General features: G+C 73.1%; 20 protein-coding genes. 11 read left to right on the forward strand and 9 right to left on the reverse strand.

From position 1 onward, the window contains the following. Nucleotides 1-578, reverse strand: a 578-nt coding sequence (locus ABZ386_RS33030) for a maltotransferase domain-containing protein (RefSeq protein ID WP_358967250.1), incomplete at its 3' end; no start/stop codon positions are given. 73 nt (nt 579-651) lie between these two features. Beyond that, the gene (locus tag ABZ386_RS33035) at nt 652-1,008 is read right to left on the reverse strand and encodes a DUF5133 domain-containing protein (protein WP_358967253.1); all 357 of its coding nucleotides are present in this window, start codon (nt 1,006-1,008) and stop codon (nt 652-654) included. Between the two features lie 384 nt (nt 1,009-1,392). Between ABZ386_RS33035 and ABZ386_RS33040 the strand changes: the two genes are divergently transcribed. Both ABZ386_RS33040 and glgX read left to right on the forward strand, forming a co-directional pair. Next, on the forward strand, nt 1,393-1,905 hold the full coding sequence (locus tag ABZ386_RS33040; protein ID WP_031116354.1) for a hypothetical protein: 513 nt from the start codon (nt 1,393-1,395) through the stop codon (nt 1,903-1,905). Further along, nucleotides 1,902-4,058, forward strand: a complete 2,157-nt coding sequence (gene glgX / locus ABZ386_RS33045; protein ID WP_358967255.1) for a glycogen debranching protein GlgX — start codon at nt 1,902-1,904, stop codon at nt 4,056-4,058. Before ABZ386_RS33040 ends, glgX begins: the two co-directional genes overlap by 4 nt. 65 nt (nt 4,059-4,123) lie before the next feature. Here the strand turns inward: glgX and ABZ386_RS33050 are convergent, their stop codons facing one another. Further along, nucleotides 4,124-4,927 (reverse strand): VOC family protein, encoded by an 804-nt coding sequence (locus ABZ386_RS33050; protein ID WP_114250036.1) that lies wholly within the window; start codon nt 4,925-4,927, stop codon nt 4,124-4,126. Between the two features lie 251 nt (nt 4,928-5,178). Between ABZ386_RS33050 and ABZ386_RS33055 the strand changes: the two genes are divergently transcribed. Then, entirely contained in the window at nt 5,179-5,520 is a 342-nt protein-coding gene (locus ABZ386_RS33055; RefSeq protein ID WP_198678048.1) for an ANTAR domain-containing protein, read from the forward strand. A 51-nt stretch (nt 5,521-5,571) separates the two neighbouring features. On the opposite strand, the gene ABZ386_RS33060 is transcribed toward ABZ386_RS33055, so the two are convergent. Next, the gene (locus ABZ386_RS33060) at nt 5,572-6,363 is read right to left on the reverse strand and encodes an RNA polymerase sigma factor SigF (protein ID WP_114250034.1); all 792 of its coding nucleotides are present in this window, start codon (nt 6,361-6,363) and stop codon (nt 5,572-5,574) included. A 283-nt stretch (nt 6,364-6,646) separates the two neighbouring features. Between ABZ386_RS33060 and ABZ386_RS33065 the strand changes: the two genes are divergently transcribed. The 4 genes from ABZ386_RS33065 to ABZ386_RS33080 all read left to right on the forward strand — a co-directional run bounded on the left by ABZ386_RS33065 (nt 6,647) and on the right by ABZ386_RS33080 (nt 9,490). Beyond that, nucleotides 6,647-7,102, forward strand: coding sequence for a MarR family winged helix-turn-helix transcriptional regulator (locus ABZ386_RS33065; RefSeq protein WP_114250033.1), 456 nt, complete (start codon nt 6,647-6,649; stop codon nt 7,100-7,102). Then, nucleotides 7,099-7,956: an ATP-binding cassette domain-containing protein gene (locus ABZ386_RS33070; RefSeq protein WP_114250032.1), complete on the forward strand. Its 858-nt coding sequence runs from the start codon at nt 7,099-7,101 to the stop codon at nt 7,954-7,956. Before ABZ386_RS33065 ends, ABZ386_RS33070 begins: the two co-directional genes overlap by 4 nt. Beyond that, a complete protein-coding gene (locus tag ABZ386_RS33075) occupies nt 7,916-8,776 on the forward strand; it encodes an ABC transporter permease (RefSeq protein ID WP_351349273.1) in 861 nt (286 codons plus the stop codon). The genes ABZ386_RS33070 and ABZ386_RS33075 overlap by 41 nt, the downstream gene beginning before the upstream one ends. A gap of 192 nt (nt 8,777-8,968) precedes the next feature. After that, nucleotides 8,969-9,490, forward strand: a complete 522-nt coding sequence (locus ABZ386_RS33080) for a hypothetical protein (RefSeq protein WP_114250030.1) — start codon at nt 8,969-8,971, stop codon at nt 9,488-9,490. Nucleotides 9,491-9,514: 24 nt separating this feature from the next. On the opposite strand, the gene hemC is transcribed toward ABZ386_RS33080, so the two are convergent. From hemC to ligD, 4 genes are all read right to left on the reverse strand, one after another. After that, entirely contained in the window at nt 9,515-10,450 is a 936-nt protein-coding gene (gene hemC, locus ABZ386_RS33085; protein ID WP_356528867.1) for a hydroxymethylbilane synthase, read from the reverse strand. A 68-nt stretch (nt 10,451-10,518) separates the two neighbouring features. Beyond that, entirely contained in the window at nt 10,519-11,541 is a 1,023-nt protein-coding gene (locus ABZ386_RS33090; RefSeq protein ID WP_358967259.1) for a questin oxidase family protein, read from the reverse strand. Nucleotides 11,542-11,634: 93 nt separating this feature from the next. Then, entirely contained in the window at nt 11,635-12,408 is a 774-nt protein-coding gene (locus ABZ386_RS33095; protein ID WP_355727982.1) for an NPP1 family protein, read from the reverse strand. 141 nt (nt 12,409-12,549) lie between these two features. Further along, the gene (ligD, locus tag ABZ386_RS33100; protein WP_358967390.1) at nt 12,550-13,530 is read right to left on the reverse strand and encodes a non-homologous end-joining DNA ligase; all 981 of its coding nucleotides are present in this window, start codon (nt 13,528-13,530) and stop codon (nt 12,550-12,552) included. A 121-nt stretch (nt 13,531-13,651) separates the two neighbouring features. Between ligD and ABZ386_RS33105 the strand changes: the two genes are divergently transcribed. Beyond that, nucleotides 13,652-14,167: a MarR family transcriptional regulator gene (locus tag ABZ386_RS33105; RefSeq protein ID WP_351345568.1), complete on the forward strand. Its 516-nt coding sequence runs from the start codon at nt 13,652-13,654 to the stop codon at nt 14,165-14,167. A gap of 254 nt (nt 14,168-14,421) precedes the next feature. Here ABZ386_RS33105 and ABZ386_RS33110 read toward each other — a convergent pair whose 3' ends face one another. Then, nucleotides 14,422-15,582, reverse strand: a complete 1,161-nt coding sequence (locus tag ABZ386_RS33110) for an MFS transporter (protein WP_356504557.1) — start codon at nt 15,580-15,582, stop codon at nt 14,422-14,424. A 90-nt stretch (nt 15,583-15,672) separates the two neighbouring features. Between ABZ386_RS33110 and ABZ386_RS33115 the strand changes: the two genes are divergently transcribed. The 3 genes from ABZ386_RS33115 to ABZ386_RS33125 are packed head-to-tail and all read left to right on the forward strand — an operon-like array spanning nt 15,673 to nt 17,329. After that, nucleotides 15,673-16,434, forward strand: coding sequence for a helix-turn-helix transcriptional regulator (locus tag ABZ386_RS33115; RefSeq protein WP_351345574.1), 762 nt, complete (start codon nt 15,673-15,675; stop codon nt 16,432-16,434). Between the two features lie 50 nt (nt 16,435-16,484). Then, nucleotides 16,485-16,865, forward strand: coding sequence for a hypothetical protein (locus tag ABZ386_RS33120; RefSeq protein WP_358967262.1), 381 nt, complete (start codon nt 16,485-16,487; stop codon nt 16,863-16,865). Next, nucleotides 16,862-17,329: a peroxiredoxin gene (locus ABZ386_RS33125; protein WP_351345580.1), complete on the forward strand. Its 468-nt coding sequence runs from the start codon at nt 16,862-16,864 to the stop codon at nt 17,327-17,329. The genes ABZ386_RS33120 and ABZ386_RS33125 overlap by 4 nt, the downstream gene beginning before the upstream one ends. Nucleotides 17,330-17,337 lie beyond the last annotated feature (8 nt).

The following is a 17,337-nucleotide window of genomic DNA, read 5'->3' on the forward strand; positions in this document are numbered from 1 at the left end:
ACCAGCAGCGGCAGCGGCTCCGAGGTCGTGACCAGGTCCCGCAGGGGATGCCGGGCCAGGACCGCGTCCACCTCCGGCGTCAACGCCGCCGCCAGGCGCGCGGCCGGGGACAGCGTGTCGTCGCGCAGGGCCTCCGCCGCCGCGAGCAGCACAGCGCGGCCGGCCTCCTTCGGTACGCCGGCCGCCGCCCGCTCGTACAGGTCGGCGCCCTCCTCCAGGACCAGGCCCGGGTCGATGCCGGCCGGGACCTTTATGCCCGCCGTGTGACGCCAGGTGGCCACCGGATCGCTCCAGGCCTCCACCCGGTACGTCCAGCGGCCGACGGCGTCCGCGGTGACCTCGGCGCCCCACCGGTCGCTGCCCGGGGCCAGCTCCCGCATCGGCGTCCACGGGCCGGGACGGCCCTCGGGATCCTTCAGCACGACATTGGCGGCCACCGCGTCGTGCCCCTCCCGGAACACGGTGGCGGTGACCTCGAACGTCTCGCCCACGACCGCCTTGGCCGGCCGGTTGCCGCTCTCCACGGCCGGACGGACGTCCCGTACCGGGATACGGCCGATGGCCCGGGTCCTCCTCATGGTCCTCACCTCCACCGTGCTCAAGAGCCGGGCCGGAAGCCCGGTTCAGGGGACAAGAAGTACGCGCGGGCCGCTACCGTCCCGCAGGGGAACGCCGCTCCGCCGCAGGGGAACGCCGCTCCGCCGCAGGGGAACGCCGTTCCGCCGCCGGCGGTCTTCGTCCGACCGCGGCGGCCGGGCGCGGCCGTTCGTCCTGTTCCTGCGGACAGGTTTCCTGCAGGGAGGCGACCTCGTTCGTGCGCAGGTACCGCTCCGCCGCGTCCGCCGCCTCCCGCGCGCACCGCTTGCCCATCAGCACGCAGAGCGTGTAGCCGGAGTCCTCGAACGTGGTCCGCACCGTGCGGTCGTTCGGTGCCGCGAGCATCACGCGTTCCCAGGCCCGGTAACGCCGCAACTGCCGGGCGACTTCGGCTTTGGCGGGTAGCAGCATGGCGCCGATCACCTTTCGGGCTCGAGGGGCACGGTCTCCCGACGGTCGGACGGCGGCCGTGCGCACAGCGGCACGGACCCGTAACGGCGATCGAGTTCTTCACACATGGTGCACGGGTGACGACGCAGCGTCTTGTTGGATCTTCAACCAGCGGGGGTTCGGCTGTGTCGCACAGGCCTGCGGGGTGTCCTCAGAGTGTCCTCGGAGCGCGCTCACTTGTGTGCGCCACCGCCTCAACCGTGCGCTCGTGTTGCACGAACGGGCTAGCCCCCTCAGGCTGAAGGTGACTCAGAAGCGATACGTGCTCACGTTCCGTGTTCGGGGCTCGTCCCGCAGGACCGCGGGAGCGAGGAGGAGCTGAGCTTCGCGGTGAGGAGCCGACCGATGAAGACCGCAGTGCCCTGCTACTACCACCTCGACGTGGAAGTCAGCCCGGAACGGGTGGGACAGGTCAGCCGCATTCTGGCCGCTCACCTGAGGTTCTGGGACCTGGACAACCTGGTCCAGCCCGTCTGCGGCGGTGCCGAGATGCTGCTCAAGGCCATCGACGAACACGCCACGGACAAGAACACGTCGATCGAGATGTGGTGGAACGGGCAGCACCTGATCACCGCCATCGGGGACAACGACCGCGCGCTGCGCCCGGACCAGGAGCTGCGTGGCTGCCTGGAGCACCTCGCGGCGATGAGCGACGGCTGGGGCTGCTGCGCCACCGAGACCGGCAGCAAGGTCATCTGGTTCTCGCAGCGCGCCCGGGCCGGCGAACGCGTCCCGCTGGTGCCGACCGCGCCCGCCCCGCAGGAGCGCGAGGGCCTCGAGGTGCCCCGCGAGGAGCGCGTCGCGCAGCTGGCCGGCCCCGCCAGTACGCCGGACGAGGTCCTGGAGGAGGCCCGGTGACGCGGCGGCAGACACGGAAAGGGGCGTCCGCCTGGAGCGGGCGCCCCTACCCGCTGGGCGCCTCCTACGACGGGGAGGGCACCAACTTCGCGCTCTTCAGCGAGGTGGCGGAACGCGTCGAGCTGGTCCTCGTCGACGACGACGGCACGCACACCCAGGTGCCGCTGAACGAGGTCGACGGCTTCGTGTGGCACGGCTACCTCCCCGGCGTCGGCCCCGGCCGGCGCTACGGCTACCGCGTCCACGGGCCCTGGGTCCCCACCCTCGGCCACCGCTGCAACCCGGCGAAGCTGCTCCTGGACCCGTACGCCCGGGCGGTGGACGGGCAGATCGACAACCACCCCTCGCTGTACGAGCGGAACCCGGACGGCCCCGACCCGGCCGACAGCGCCGGGCACACCATGCTGGGCGTGGTGACCGACCCGGCCTTCGACTGGGGCGACGACACCCGGCCCTGCCGGGCGTACGCCGACACGGTGATCTACGAGGCACACGTCAAGGGCCTGACCCGCACCCACCCCGAGGTGCCCGAGGAACTGCGCGGCACCTACGCCGGGCTGGCCCACCCCGCCGTGGTCGAGCACCTCACCTCGCTGGGCGTCACGGCGGTGGAACTGATGCCGGTCCACCAGTTCGTCCACGACGGCGTGCTGCACGACCGGGGCCTGTCGAACTACTGGGGCTACAACACCATCGGCTTCTTCGCGCCGCACAACGGCTACGCCGCCCACGGCACCCGCGGCCAGCAGGTCACCGAGTTCAAGCAGATGGTGAAGACCCTGCACGCGGCCGGGCTCGAAGTGATCCTCGACGTGGTCTACAACCACACCGCCGAGGGCAACGAGATGGGGCCGACGCTGTCCTTCCGGGGCATCGACAACTCCTCGTACTACCGCCTGGTCGACGGCGACTGGGAGCACTACTACGACACCACCGGCACCGGCAACAGCCTGCTGATGCGCCACCCCTACGTGCTCCAGCTGATCATGGACTCGCTGCGGTACTGGGTCACCGAGATGCACGTCGACGGCTTCCGCTTCGACCTCGCGGCGACCCTCGCCCGGCAGTTCCACGAGGTGGACCGGCTCTCGGCGTTCTTCGACCTCATCCAGCAGGACCCGGTGATCAGCCGCGTCAAGCTGATCGCCGAGCCGTGGGACGTCGGCGAGGGCGGCTACCAGGTGGGCAACTTCCCGCCGCTGTGGTCGGAGTGGAACGGCATGTACCGCGACGCGGTCCGGGACTTCTGGCGCGGCGAGGACCACACCCTCGGCGAGTTCGCCTCCCGCCTGACCGGCTCGTCCGACCTGTACCAGCACAGCAGGCGCCGCCCGCGTGCCAGCGTCAACTTCGTCACCGCGCACGACGGCTTCACCCTGCGCGACCTCGTCTCATACAACGACAAGCACAACGACGCCAACGGCGAGGACAACCAGGACGGCGAGAGCACCAACCGGTCCTGGAACTGCGGTGCCGAGGGCCCCACCCGCGACCCGGCGGTCCTGGAGCTGCGCGCCCGCCAGCAGCGCAACTTCCTCGCCACGCTGCTGCTCTCCCAGGGCATCCCGATGCTCTGCCACGGCGACGAACTCGGGCGCACCCAGCGCGGCAACAACAACGCCTACTGCCAGGACAACGAGATCTCCTGGGTCGACTGGCGGCTCACCGAGGAGCAGCGCGACCTGCTGGAGTTCACCCGGTACGTCATCCGGCTGCGCACCGCCCACCCTGTGCTGCGCCGGCGCCGCTTCTTCCTCGGCGAGACCCTGACCCGCGCCGACCAGCCGCTGCCCGACCTGGTGTGGCTGGCGCCCGACGCCACCGAGATGACCGACGACGACTGGCAGCGCGGTGACGCGCACTCCGTCGGCGCCTTCCTCAACGGCGACGCCATCGCCGAACCCGACCCGCGCGGGCGCCCGGTCTTCGACGACTCGTTCCTGCTGCTGTTCAACAGCCACTGGGAGCCGGTCGACTTCCGCCTCCCCGACGCCGCCTACGGCGAACGCTGGACGGCCCTGATCGACACGGCCGACCCGGAGGGCACCCCGGACGAGTCCGAGCACAAGGCGGGCACGGTCCTGACGGTCGACGCCCGCAGCCTGGTGCTGCTGTCACGACCGTCGCGGGCGTCGCGCCGCAGGGGCGGGTGACGGGGCGACACCACCGTCCATGCCGGACGGCGCACCGGGACCGCTGACCATGGGGGACGCCCCGGTCAGCGGTCCCGGCGTGCCGTCACCGTGAACTGGGCGCCGTCGTGGTCGCGCAGCACCGCCTCGTCGCTGCCCTTGGACAGCACGCTGCCGCCGTGCAGCTCCGCGGCGCGGGCACAGGCCTCGACGTCGTCCACGGTGAAGTGGACCTGCCAGTGCGGCCGGATGGTGGGATCGGGGGCCGCCTCCAGCGCCCCCGACTCGATCCGCGCCACCACGTCACCGCGGCTGCGCAGCACGACCTCGCCGCCCTCGTAGTGGACCTCGCAGCAACCGGGGCGCTCCGAGGCCCAGTCCAGGACCTCGCCGTAGAAGATGGCCGCGTCGAAGGCGTCCCGGGTGTGCAGCGTGATGAAGGCCGGCTGCGCGTTGCGCCAGGTCTCCCAGTCCGTGAAGAGGTCGCCCTCCCAGATCCCGAACGTCGCCCCGTCCCGGTCGGCCAGCAGGGCCGCCCGCCCCGGCGGCAGCGAGATCGGCCCGACGGCGACCGTGCCCATGCGCTCCTGCACCCGCGCCACCGCGTCGTCCGCGCTGCGCACCGCGAAGTACGGCGTCCAGGCCACCGCCATCTGCCACATGGTCGCCACCCCCGCGATCCCGGCCACCGGCGAGCCGTCGGCCAGCGCGATCCGGAACCGGTCGCCGAGCTTGGCCGGCCGCCACTGCCAGCCCAGCACGGCGCCGTAGAACTCCTCGGTCGCCTTGACGTCCCGGCTGGTCAGACTCACCCAGCAGGGCGCGCCGAACACGGAGTGTGATGAGACGACGTCCTTCGTGCCGGAGGGGGTGGGCATGTCGTGGTTCATGGCAGTCGCGTCCTGATCTCGTCGGCCTGGCAGACACCGGAGGAATGACACCAGTGTCCAACCGGAACCGCTGTGGGCGCCTGCCGAGTACCCCGGCGGCGTGGCCGAAACGGTGTCGGTGACCGGCCGGTCCGCCCCGGTGGCAGCGCGCGGGCCGAGTGACGACGATGGATGGGTCGGACACTGCGTCAGGGCACTCAAGCACTCGGTGAGGCCCTGGGGACAGCGGCGCACCGGACCCGGAGGTGACCATGCCCACGGACGGGGGCTCGGAGCGGATCTTCGAGCTGCAGGAAGAAGTCCAGCAGCTGAAGGAGGCGGTCGTCTCCCACGCCGTCGTGGACCAGGCGATCGGGATGGTCGTGGCGCTCGGCCGGGTCTCGCCCGACCAGGGATGGGCCGTGCTGAAGGAGGTCTCCCAGCACACCAACATCAAGCTGCGCAACGTCGCGGAACTGATCATCGGCTGGGGACGCACCGGCGTGATGCCCGAGGAGATACGGGCCGAACTGGAGGACGCCCTCGACCGCGCAGGACCGACCCAGATCCCCGGCACACCGCCGGAACTCCCGGGAACGCCGCCGGAGGGGTGACCCTCCGGCCGCGCCGGCTCCCCCTGGCCCCGTGCTCAACGGGCCCCGCGCTCAACGGGCGTCACTGAGCAGTTCCTCACGCAGATGGGCGAAGCAACTGCTGAGCAGCCGGGAGACGTGCATCTGCGAGATGCCGAGCTGCTCCGCGATGCGGCTCTGCGTCATGCCCTTGAAGAACCGCAGGTAGAGGATGATCCGCTCGCGCTCCGGCAGCGCCTCCAGGCAGGGCTTGACCGCCACGCGGTTGACGACGATGTCGAAGGCCGGGTCCGGCCCGCCGATCGCGTCCCCGAGGGCGTAGCCGTCCGTGCCGGGCATCTCCGCCTCCAGCGACAGCGCGGAGAAGCACTCCAGGGCCTCCATGCCGGTGCGCACCTCGCCCTCGGTGAGGTGGGCGTACTCGGCGATCTCGGCGACCGTCGGCGCGCGGCCCGGGGTGGTCTGCGACAGCTCCTTGGCGGCGTGCCGCACCCGGTTGCGCAGGTCCTGGACCCGGCGGGGCACGTGCAGCGTCCACATGTGGTCGCGGAAGTGGCGCTTGATCTCGCCGGTGACCGTCGGCACGGCGTACGCCTCGAAGGCGTTGCCGCGCGCCGGGTCGTAGTGGTCGACGGCCTTGACCAGGCCGAGGGCCGCCACCTGGTACAGGTCCTCCAGGGCCTCGCCGCGGCCACGGAAGCGGACGGCGATCCGCTCGGCCATGGGGAGCCAGGCCTCGACCAGCTCGTCGCGCAGGGCCTTGCGCTCGGGCCCCTCGGGCAGCCGCGCGAGACGGGCGAACGCCGCGGCGGTGTCGGGGGCGTCGTCGTGGGGGTGCGTTCGGGTGCTGCCGGCGATACGCATGGTGCGCACCTCCCTGAGCAGGTGCTGGATGGACAGACACCATGGGAAGCGCGGAGTCGGACCTCTCGGAGGGCACCGGGGCCCGGCGGGCCGGCTCCCACGGACGTGCCTCCTGTCCGAAGCACTTCACTGCCCATTCCCGGGCAGGGATATAACCAAACAATTCAGACAATACGGCATTCGGGGGCCCACGGCTCCGCGGCCGTCCGGAATGCACTTCCCTTGACCACCCTTGACCGCGCCTTGGCCCGATTAGCTCTGTTACAGAGCTAATCTCGGCCGCATGGAGCCGGAGACCTTCCCCGAAGAGCTGGCCGACGCGCTCGTCGGGGTCCAGCGACTGGTCCGGCGGCGCCTGCGGCGGGAGATGCCCGACCCCCGGCTGCGCGGCGCCGAGGCGGAGCTGCTGCGCCTGGTCGTCACCCGGCCCGGCATCGGCATCTCCGACGCGGCCAGGGAGCTCGGGCTCGCGGCCAACTCGGTGTCCACCCTGGTCAACCAGCTGGCCCGGGCGGGCTACCTGGCCCGCGAGACCGACCCGGCGGACCGGCGGGCCGCCCGGCTGCTGCCCACCCCCGCCGCCGAGACGCGACTGCGCGAGTGGCGCCGCCGCCGCGCGGACCTCCTGCGCCGGCACGTGGCCGGCCTCGACGAGGCGGACCGCCGGGCGCTGCTCGCGGCGATCCCGGCCCTGCGCAAGCTGGCCGACACCCTGCACGAGGAGGCCGAGGAGTCATGACGCGGGACACCGACCGGGGGCGGGCCGACGCCGTCGTCTGCTCCGGGCTCACCTACGCCTTCGGCGACACCAACGCCGTCGACGGACTCGATCTCACGGTCCGGCCCGGCGAGGTCTTCGGACTGCTCGGCCCCAACGGCGCCGGCAAGACCACCGCCATCCGCTGCCTCACCACCCTGCTGCCCGTGCCCGCCGGCATGGTCCGCGTCTTCGGCCACGACACCGCCGGGGACCGCATGGCCGTACGCCGCCTGCTCGGCTACGTGCCGCAGCAGCTGTCCGCCGACGCCGGACTCACCGGCCGGGAGAACGTCGCCCTGTTCGCCCGGGTCTTCGACGTGCCCCGCCGGGAACGCGCCGAACGCGTCGCCCAGGCCCTGGCCGCCGTCGACCTCGCCGACGCGGCGGACCGCCTGGCCGCCACCTACTCCGGCGGCATGGTCCGTCGGCTCGAACTCGCCCAGGCCTTGGTCAGCGCCCCGCGCCTGCTCATCCTCGACGAGCCCACCATCGGCCTCGACCCGATCGCCCGCACCGGAGTCTGGGAGCACATCGGCGCCGTCCGCGCGGCCACCGGCATGACCGTGCTCGTCACCACCCACTACATGGACGAGGCCGACCAGTACTGCGACCGCGTCGCCCTCATGCACCGGGGCCGCATCCGGGCCCTGGGCACCCCGGCCGAGCTCCGGCAGGGACTCGGCGCACGCCGCCGCGCCACGGGCGCGGCCACGGACACGCTGCCCACGCTGGAGGACGTCTTCCGGGACGTGGCCGGCAGCGGTCTCGACGACGAGGCAGGAGATTTCCGCGATGTCCGAAGCACCCGCCGCACCGCCCGCCGCGTCGGCTGACCCCGCCCCCGCCCCCGGCATCGGCCTGCTGCTGAAACCCCCGCAGCCCCGCGCCGGCTGGCGCCTGCTGCCCGCCCGGGTCGGCGCGATGTGCGCGGTCGAACTGCAGAAACTCCGCCACGACCGCACCGAGCTGTACACCCGCGCGGTCCAGCCGGCCCTCTGGCTGCTGATCTTCGGCCAGACCTTCACCCGCATCCGGGCCATCCCGACCGGCGGCATCCCCTACGTCGACTACCTGGCGCCCGGCATCATCGCCCAGTCCGCGATGTTCATCGCCATCTTCTACGGCATCCAGATCATCTGGGAGCGCGACGCCGGCATCCTGAACAAGCTGCTGGTCACCCCGACGCCGCGCTCGGCGCTGATCACCGGCAAGGCGTTCGCGGCGGGCGTGAAGTCGCTCGTGCAGGCCCTCGTCGTCCTGCTCATCGCCGCCGTGCTGGGCGTGGCCCTGACCTGGAACCCGCTCAAGCTGCTCGCCGTCGCCGCGATCGTCGTCCTCGGCTCGGCCTTCTTCTCCTGCCTGTCCATGACCATCGCCGGCATCGTCCTCAGTCGCGACCGCCTCATGGGCTTCGGGCAGGCGATCACCATGCCGCTGTTCTTCGGCTCCAACGCCCTCTACCCGGTCTCCGTGATGCCGGGCTGGCTCCAGGCCGTCAGCAAGGCCAACCCGCTCAGCTACGAGGTGGACGCCCTGCGCGGCCTCCTCCTCGGCACGCCCCACCATCTGGCGGCCGACTTCGCGGTGCTGTTCGTGGCCGCCGCACTCGGCGTCGCCGCCGCCTCGGCCCTGCTGGGCCGTCTGGCCCGTTGATCTTCACCCGGGAAAGTGATGTGCGGCACGCCGCGGCAAACGCTTTCTCCGACTGTTTCCGGATAACCGCTGGGCACGGCTTGATCACCGATCAAAAGGGATGAACTGCCTGGCCACAGCGCATTCTGCTCATTTGACAGTCCGCTCGGACCACAGATAGGAAGCAGCTTCCAGAGGTCGAGAGGGTGCAGCGTGTACGAGCCGAACGTGGTCGGGGACTGGCAGGAGTACGACGAGCATGCCGGTCTGCGCGTCCGCGTCCACCGTCTGGAACTGGCCGAGCCGCCCCGCGGCCGCGACGACGCCGCCGACGGGCTGACGTACTTCTGCCTCCGCGTGACGGTCGAGAACCGCGGCAGCCGGCACCTCGGCGTCCACCTCGAGGACGGCCAGATCGACGTACGGATCGGCCCGGACGGCGAGAGCGCCTTCCTCGACTGGCGCAACTCGCAGTTCATCGAGGGCTTCGACGTCTATCCGCTGCGCCGCGCCACCGCCGTGCTGTACGCGGCCGGCGCCGAGGCGTCCCTGAGCCTGGTGGACGTCCAGGTGCAGTTGCGCGTCGAGGAGGAGTGGACCGACCGCCGGCTCTGGTCGGGCGGCATCGGCGCGCACGAGGGACCGGCCGGGACCCAGCAGGGCGCCGTGCGCGACAGCCTGGCGCACCAGGTGAGCGTCTTCCTGCGGGACCAGGCGGAGGAAGGCACCGCCTGATCCGGCGTCAGGGCGTCGCGGCGGTCAGTGCGGGATGCCGTCGATGATCTCGCGGGCGCCCTGCCGCAGCAGCGCCACGGCGACCGAGGTGCCGAGCGTGGCCGGATCGAGCCGGCCCGCCCACTCGTGGGCGTTCAGCCGCGTCTTGCCGTCCGGGGTGAACACACAGGCGCGCAGGGACAGTTCGCCGCTGCGATCCACCTGCGCGAACCCGGCGATGGGGCTGTTGCAGTGCCCCTGGAGCACGTGCAGGAACATGCGCTCGGCGGTCGTCTCCCGGTGGGTGTCCGGATCGCCGAGTCCGCTCACCGCGTCGATCAGGTCGGCGTCGTCCTCACGGCACTGCAGCGCCAGGACGCCCGCGCCGATCGGCGGCATCATCGTCTCGGTGGAGAGGATCTCGCTGATCACGTCGGTCCGGCCGATGCGCTCCAGGCCGGAGACCGCGAGCAGCAGGGCGTCCGCCTCTCCCGCCTCGAGCTTCGCCAGGCGCCGGTTGGCGTTGCCCCGGAACGGCACGCACTCCAGATGCGGGTGGGTGGCGGCCAGTTGGGCGACCCGGCGCACCGAGGAGGTGCCGATGCGCGTCCCGGCCGGCAACTCGTCCAGGGTGAGCCCGCCGGGGTGGATCAGGGCGTCGCGGATGTCGTCCCGCTTGAGGAACGCGGCGAACACCGTCCCCGCCGGCAGCGGCCGGTCGGCGGGGATGTCCTTCACGCAGTGCACGGCGAGGTCGGCCTCCCCGGCCAGCAGCGCCGCGTCGACCTCCTTGGTGAACGCGCCCTTGCCCTCGACCTTGGACAGATCGCCCATCCACTTGTCGCCGGTGGTCTTCACCGGGACGACCTCGGTGCGCACTCCGGGGTGGGCGGCGGCCAGCTCGGCCCGGACGCGTTCGACCTGGGCGAGCGCCATGGGGGAGTCGCGGGAGACGATGCGGATCAGTTCGGGGACGGACATGCGGACACGATAGACCCTCCCCGGGGTGTGCCGGTGCCGTACCTCCCCCGATTGCCCATCGGCGCACGTCAGTTCGGAACGAGCGGCTCGCTCAGCTCGATCGCGCGCAGGGCCGCGGCCAGGGCCCGCTCGTCACCGACGTCGAGGGCGGTGTCGGTGAGCTTGATGACGTGTTCGTCGCCGTGGGCGAGGGCCTGTTCCAGCACCTCCTCCGCCGTGCGGCCGGGTGCGGGCACGAGGTCGACGGGCTCGGCCGGGGCGTACATCGCGGTGACCGCCGCGGACGCGGTCCACGCCGCGTGCAGACTCGGCGCCCACAGTTCACGGGGCAGGGAGGGGAGGGTCCGCAGCACGGCGTTGGGCGCCGTCGCCGCGTGCACGAGCATGGTCTCCTCGCCGTGGCCGTGGGTGGCGTACCGGTGGGTCGCGGCCCGGACCAGCTCGGTCAGGCGGGCCCGGGCGGTGTCCGGGTCGGTCACGTTGTCCGCCCACCGGGGCAGCCGCCGTACGGCCGCCAGCCGGTCGGGGAACCCGCCCCGGGGGTCGCTGATCGGCGGTACGGCGTCCAGTGACCGCGCGGCACCCGGCGGCGCGGGCAGCGGAGCGATGCCGGACACGGGGCGGTGCCGGGCCGCCCAGTAGCCCAGGCCGTGGGCGAGTTCGGCGAGCCGCGGCGCGTCCTCCCCGGCTTCCAGGGCCCGTACGGCGTGACCGACGCGGATGACGGGGTGCGTGGAGCCGCCGTAGATCCCGGGCAGCAGGCGCGGCCACCAGACGGCGAGGACGTCCCGCCAGGGCTGTTCGGCGAGTGCGCGGCGGAAATACTCGATCCAGTCGGCGGCCCGGCGTGGATCGCCGAGCGCCTCATGCCAGTCGGCGTCCGTCACGGGAGCGAAGGGCCGGGGGAAGTCCTCCAGTTTGGGCCGGTACAGGTCCAGCCAGCGGTGCACGGCGTCCGCCCGGCCGTGCGCGGCGAGCGCCTCGACGACCATGGGGGCGTGGTTGGTGAGCCTGCCGAGCCGCTCCGGGCCCGAGGCGTGGAGGCGTTCGAGGGCCTCTTCGAGTGTCCCTGTCGTGTCGTGCGTGTCCATGGCGGGACGCTATGCCGCCGCCCGGCCCCGGCGGATCGGACGCGCGGCGGAAACCGGAACCGGCTGGGGACCTAGGTCCCCGGCCGGCCGGTCTCACGCGTAGGGGTCGAAGGCGATGCCGGAGGGTTTGGCCGACGCCAGGTGGTTGGCGAAGTTGGCGTCCTTCAGGCCGAAGTTGGCGCTGCCGAAGTTGTACGACGTGAGCTTGTCGCGCACCCCGGCCGGGTAGCCGTTCCAGCCGACCAGCGGCGGGTACTGCCAGGTGCCCTTGTGGTTCTCCGGCGGCTCGTCGCCCGAGCCGGCCAGGCGGAAGCAGTGCGTGCTCGCGCCGTCCTTGTGGTAGACGATCTTCGGGTGAGTGCCGTCGAAGCGGACCTGTGACGCCGCGTGCACGTTGAACTTGCCGTGGGCGGACGTCGACACGTACTTGACCTGGTTGTTCTGCACGAACACCGCGACGTGCTCGAAGTCGTGCCGGTGGCCGCCGATGCTGCTGCCCGCGACGGCCTGGTCCTTCTCGAAGTACAGGGCGTACAGGATGGCGCACCAGCCGTTGTTGCACTTGGAGCGCGCGTACCCGTTGGTGTTGTCGAGGTCCGAGGCGTCGCGGCAGTCGCCGTTGAGGGCGCCGGTCGGGTTGAGCCCGCCGTTCACGGTGCCGTCCGGGCCGATGGCGGGCGTGGAGTAGCAGCCGTCGGTGTCGTAGTCGTAGGCGGGCTGGTACGTCTGCTCCAGCGAGTCCGCGTTGGCGGGCAGCGCCCGCGGCGGGGCGGCGAAGGCCGTGGCGGGGAGGGCGAGCACGAGGGCGGCGGCACCGGCCGCTCCGGTGAGCCATCTCCTGCGGTGGGCGAACGGGCGTGACGACACTGCGTCCTCCTCGGTCCGGGCGCAGCCCAACGGCTGTGGGGGAAAGGGAGGTTCAGCTTCCAGGTTGAACGCGTCCATGCCAAGAGGGACGGGGGATCTCAACGGTGAATCAGCGCCCAACAGTTGGCGTCGGCCGCCGTTTCAGACCATGTCGTCCGGGATGTCGGCCGCCGCCTCCTCGGGCGCGAGATCCGGCCGGAGCCGGAGCCAGGACGGCTGTCGCAGCAGGCCCTCCCGGGTCCGGGTGCTGTAGCGGACCTCGCCGACCAGCCGGGGGACGACCCAGTGCGCGCCGGGAGCGCGCGGGGCGGGGTCGAAGGGGCAGACGCCGGTCGCGGCGGCCCGCAGCAGCCCGGCCAGTTCGGTCCGTTCGGCCTCGCTCCAGCCGGTCCCCACGCTCCCGACGTACCGCAGCCGCCCCGCGGCCCGCTGCCCGACCAGCACCGCGCCCGGCAGGCCGGTGAGCCGACCCTTGCCGGGCTGCCAGCCGCCGATCAGGACGTCCTCGGTGCGCATGTTCCGGATCTTGATCCAGGCCCGGGAGCGCACGCCCGGCTCGTACACCGAGTCCAGCCGCTTGCAGACGAGCCCCTCCAGACCGTGCTCGCGGGTGGCGCGCAGGGCCTCGGCGCCGTGGCCGACGAGCGCGGCCGGCGTCGACCAGGACGGCCCGGCGAGGCCCAGGTCCTCCAGCGCCGCGCGGCGTCGCGCGTAGGGCAGCCGGAGCAGGGAGTGGTCCTCCACGTGCAGCAGGTCGAACAGCACCAGATGGACCGGCACCTCCGCCGCCCGCCGCGCCGCCCGGGCGGGCGCGTGGGCCAGGCCCATGCGGGACTGCAGCAACTGGAAGTTCGCACGGCCCTGTGCGTCCAGGGCCAGGACCTCCCCGTCGAGCACGGCGGGCGTGGTGCCGAGTGCGGTGCCGAGCGGGCGCAGTTCCGGGTACGCGGCCGTGATGTCCTCGCCGGACCGGGCCCGCAGCAGCACGCCGCCGTCCCCGGGGAGGTAGACCACCACGCGCTGGCCGTCCTGCTTGGTCTCGTAGGCCCAGCGCGCGTCCTGCGCGGCGGGCGGCAGGGCGCCGGGCGTGGCGAGCATGGGCGGGATCAGCGGCAGGTCCACGGGTGAGGTCTCGACGCGCCGGTTCCCGGCCACGCGCGTTCGGCGCGTCATTCCCCTGAACGGCGTCTGACGGAACGGATCGATTTACTTGAGTTACGCAAGGAGATGCTAAAGTGGCTCCATGCCCACACCACCGCTCCCCGACGTTCCCTCCCCGGAAGTCGCCGAGATCGAGCGTGCGCTCACCCGCATCACCTACCTGAGCACGCGCGCCCGCCGGCACGACCGGCTGATGGCCCTGGCGGGCGTGCCGCTCGACCGTGCCGCCGTCGCGCTGCTGCGGCAGATCGCCGACTCCGAGCCGCTGCGGCCCGGGGAGCTCGCCGCCCGGCTGGGGGTGGAGGCCTCGCACGTCACGCGGACGGTGCAGCAGTTGCAGAGGTCCGGCCACGTCACCCGCGTCCCCGACCCGGACGACCGCCGCGCCCAGCGCATCGAGCTCACCGAGGCCGGGGCGCAGGCCATCGCCAAGATCCGTGAGGCGGGGGTCCGCGGCATGCAGCTGGCCCTGTCCGACTGGTCCCCCGAGGAACTGCGGCAACTCGCCACGCTCTTCCACCGCATGGTCGACGACTTCCTCGCCCACGCCGTCGACGAGGAGCCCGAACCCCGGGCCACCCCGGCGGGCAAGGCCTGAGCCCTGCCCCCGGTCGGCCTTGCGGCAAGGTTTGAGCCCCGTCCCCCCCCCCCGGTCGGCCTTGCGGCGAGGCGTGAGGCCCGTCCCCCCCGGTCGGCCTTGCAGCGAGGCATGAGCCCCGCCTCCAGATCGGCCTTGCAGCAAAGCCTGAGCACCGGCCCTGCGGCAAAGCCTGAGCCGCGTCCCTGGCCGCCCCTGCGGCGAGGCATGAGGACCGCCTCCGGCCGGCGTTGCGGTGGGGCCCGACCCCCGGTTCACCGTGCCGCCGCGTCACGCGGATCCGCCCGTTCGGGGGCCGCGCGGCCCGCCTGCGCGGGCTCGCGCAGGCGGCACAGCAGCAGCCGGCCCAGCGCGGGCAGCGCGATCAGCGGTACCAGGGCCGTCCGCAGCGAGGTCGCGTCGGCCAGTGCCCCGAGCGCGGGAGCCGCGAGGCCGCCGACACTCACCGTCAGGCCCAGCGTGACACCGCTCGCGGTGCCCACCCGCCGGGGCAGGAAGTCCTGGCCCAGGGTGAGGTGCAGCGAGAACGGCACGTACAGGCCCGCCGACGTCAGCGCCACGAACAGGTACACCGGCGGCCCGGGCACCAGGACCAGACCGGCCACCGCCAGGACCGTCAGGGCGTACGACCGGCGCACCACCGTCAGCCGTCCGTACCGCTCGGCCAGCCGGCCCCCGGCCAGCGTCCCCACCGCGCCCCCGGCGTAGAGCACGAACAGTGCCGCCGTGCCGGCCGGCTCCCCGCCGCCGGTGCGTTCGCGCACGTACAGCGAGACGAACGCGCTCAGGCCGACGAACACCACCGAGCGGCAGACCACCGCACCGGACAGCCGCAGGAAGGACGCCCAGTCGTCCCGGCCCCCGGCGACGGGCGCACGGGCACCCTCGGTGCCGCGCCCGGCCGCCGCACGCACCGCCGCCGCGCACAGCGCCGCGCCCGCCAGCGCCGGCACGACCAGCAGGGGAGAGGCGCGCAGCCCGCCCACCGCCATGACGGCGAGGACCAGCAAGGGCGCCAGGGCGAAACCGGCGTTGCCGCCGAAGGAGAACCAGCCCATCCCCGTGTGCCGGCCGCCCGCGACGGCCCTGGCCACCCGGGCGGCCTCCGGATGGTAGGCGGCCACGCCGATCCCGGACACGGCGACCACCGCCAGGGTCGCCGCGTAGGAGCCGGTCACCCCGCACAGGGCGACACCGGCCCCGGCCGTCAGCGCGCTCAGCGGCAGCAGCCACGGCATCGCCCGCCGGTCGGTGAGCACCCCGAACAGCGGCTGCACCAGCGACGACAGCAGCGACGCGGCGAGGACCACGCCCGAGGCGGCGGCATAGGAGTAGGCCCGCTCGGCGACGAAGTACGGCACCAGAGCGGCCACGGCTCCCTGGTACACGTCCACACAGGCGTGCCCCAGGGACATCAGAACGACGGGTCGGTCACGTCTCGAAGCGGTCACCCGGCGATCGTCGCCGGGGGAGCGCCCGGCCCGCTTCCGATAATCTGCCGGACTGTGCCGAACATCCGCCACACACCCACGGCACCGACCCGTGCCCAGCGACTCACCGCGGGCGAACGCATCGACGCCCACCGGCACGACGACCACCAGATCGTCCACGCGGGCTCCGGCGTCGTCGAGGTCACCACCGACGCCGGCACCTGGTTCGCGCCCGGCACCCGCGCCATCTGGGTCCCCGCCGGCACCGTGCACGCCCACCGCGCCCACGGCCGCCTCGACCTGCACCTGGTCGGCCTGCCCGCCGACGACAACCCCCTCGGCCTCGACCACCCGGCCGTCCTCGCCGTCAGCCCGCTGCTGCGCGAGCTGATCCTCGCCTGCACCCGCGACCCCGGCGACGACAGCCCCGAGCGCCGCCGGCTGCGCGCCGTCCTGCGCGACCAGCTGCGCCTCGCGCCGCAACAGCCCCTGCGCCTGCCCACCCCCGCCGACCCGCGCCTGGCCGCCGTCTGCGCGCTCGTCCACGACAACCCGGCCGACCCGCGCACCCTCGCCGCGCTCGGCGCCGTGACCGGGGTGGGGGAGCGCACCCTCAGCCGGCTCTTCCGCGCCGAGTTCGGCATGACGTTCCCGCAGTGGCGCACCCAGTCGCGGCTCTACCACGCCCTGCGGATGCTGGCCGACGGCCTGCCCGTCACGACCGTCGCCCACCGCTGCGGCTGGTCCTCCGCCAGCGCGTTCATCGACGTCTTCCGCCGCTCCTTCGGCTGCACGCCCGGCGCCCACCAACGGCGTTCGCAGGGCCCGGCGAACTGACCTGTCTACCGTCCAGTAATATCGCGCGGCAGGCCATCAGAGGAGGAACCGTGCCCCGGTCCGAACGCTCGCCCCTGCTGCTCGCCGGCCTGCTGGCCACCGCGGGGGTCGCCCACTTCGCCGCTCCCCGCCCCTTCGACGCGACCATCCCGGGCGGACTGCCGGGCACGCCCCGGACCTGGACCTACGCCAGCGGCGCCGCCGAGCTCGCGCTCGCCGCGGGCCTCGCCTGGCCGCGCACGCGCAAGGCGGCCGCCCTGGCCACCGCGGCCTTCTTCGTCGGGGTGTTCCCCGCCAACGTGAAGATGGCCGCCGACTGGCGCCACCGCCCCGCGCCGCAGAAGGCCGCGGCCTTCGGACGGCTGCCCCTGCAGGTGCCCCTCGTGCTCTGGGCGCGCGGTGTCGCACGCGACGCGGAGGGCCGGTCGTGACCGCGCGCGTGGAGACCGGGGACAAGGTCGAGGACTTCGCCCTGCCCGACGAGACCGGCACCGAGCGCACCCTGTCCGGACTGCTCGCCGAAGGCCCGGTCGTGCTCTTCTTCTACCCCGCCGCCCTGACCCCCGGCTGCACCGCGCAGGCCTGCCACTTCCGCGATCTCGCCGCCGAGTTCGCCGCCGTCGGCGCCCGCCCCGTGGGCATCAGCGGGGACCCCGTCGAGCGGCAGCAGGAGTTCGCCGGCCGGCACGGCCTCGGCATGCCGCTCCTGTCCGACGCCGACGGCGCCGTCCGTGAGCGGTTCGGCGTGCGGCGCGGCTTCTCCCTGGCGCCCACCAAGCGGACCACCTTCGTCATAGCGCGGGACTTCACCGTCCTCGACGTCGTCCGCAGCGAACTGCGCATGAACGCCCACGCCGACCGGGCGCTCGCCGCGCTCCGCGCCCATCGGGCCTGACACCGCCA

The sequence above is a fragment of the Streptomyces sp. NPDC006140 genome (genome assembly GCF_040628815.1).
Lineage (GTDB): Bacteria > Actinomycetota > Actinomycetes > Streptomycetales > Streptomycetaceae > Streptomyces.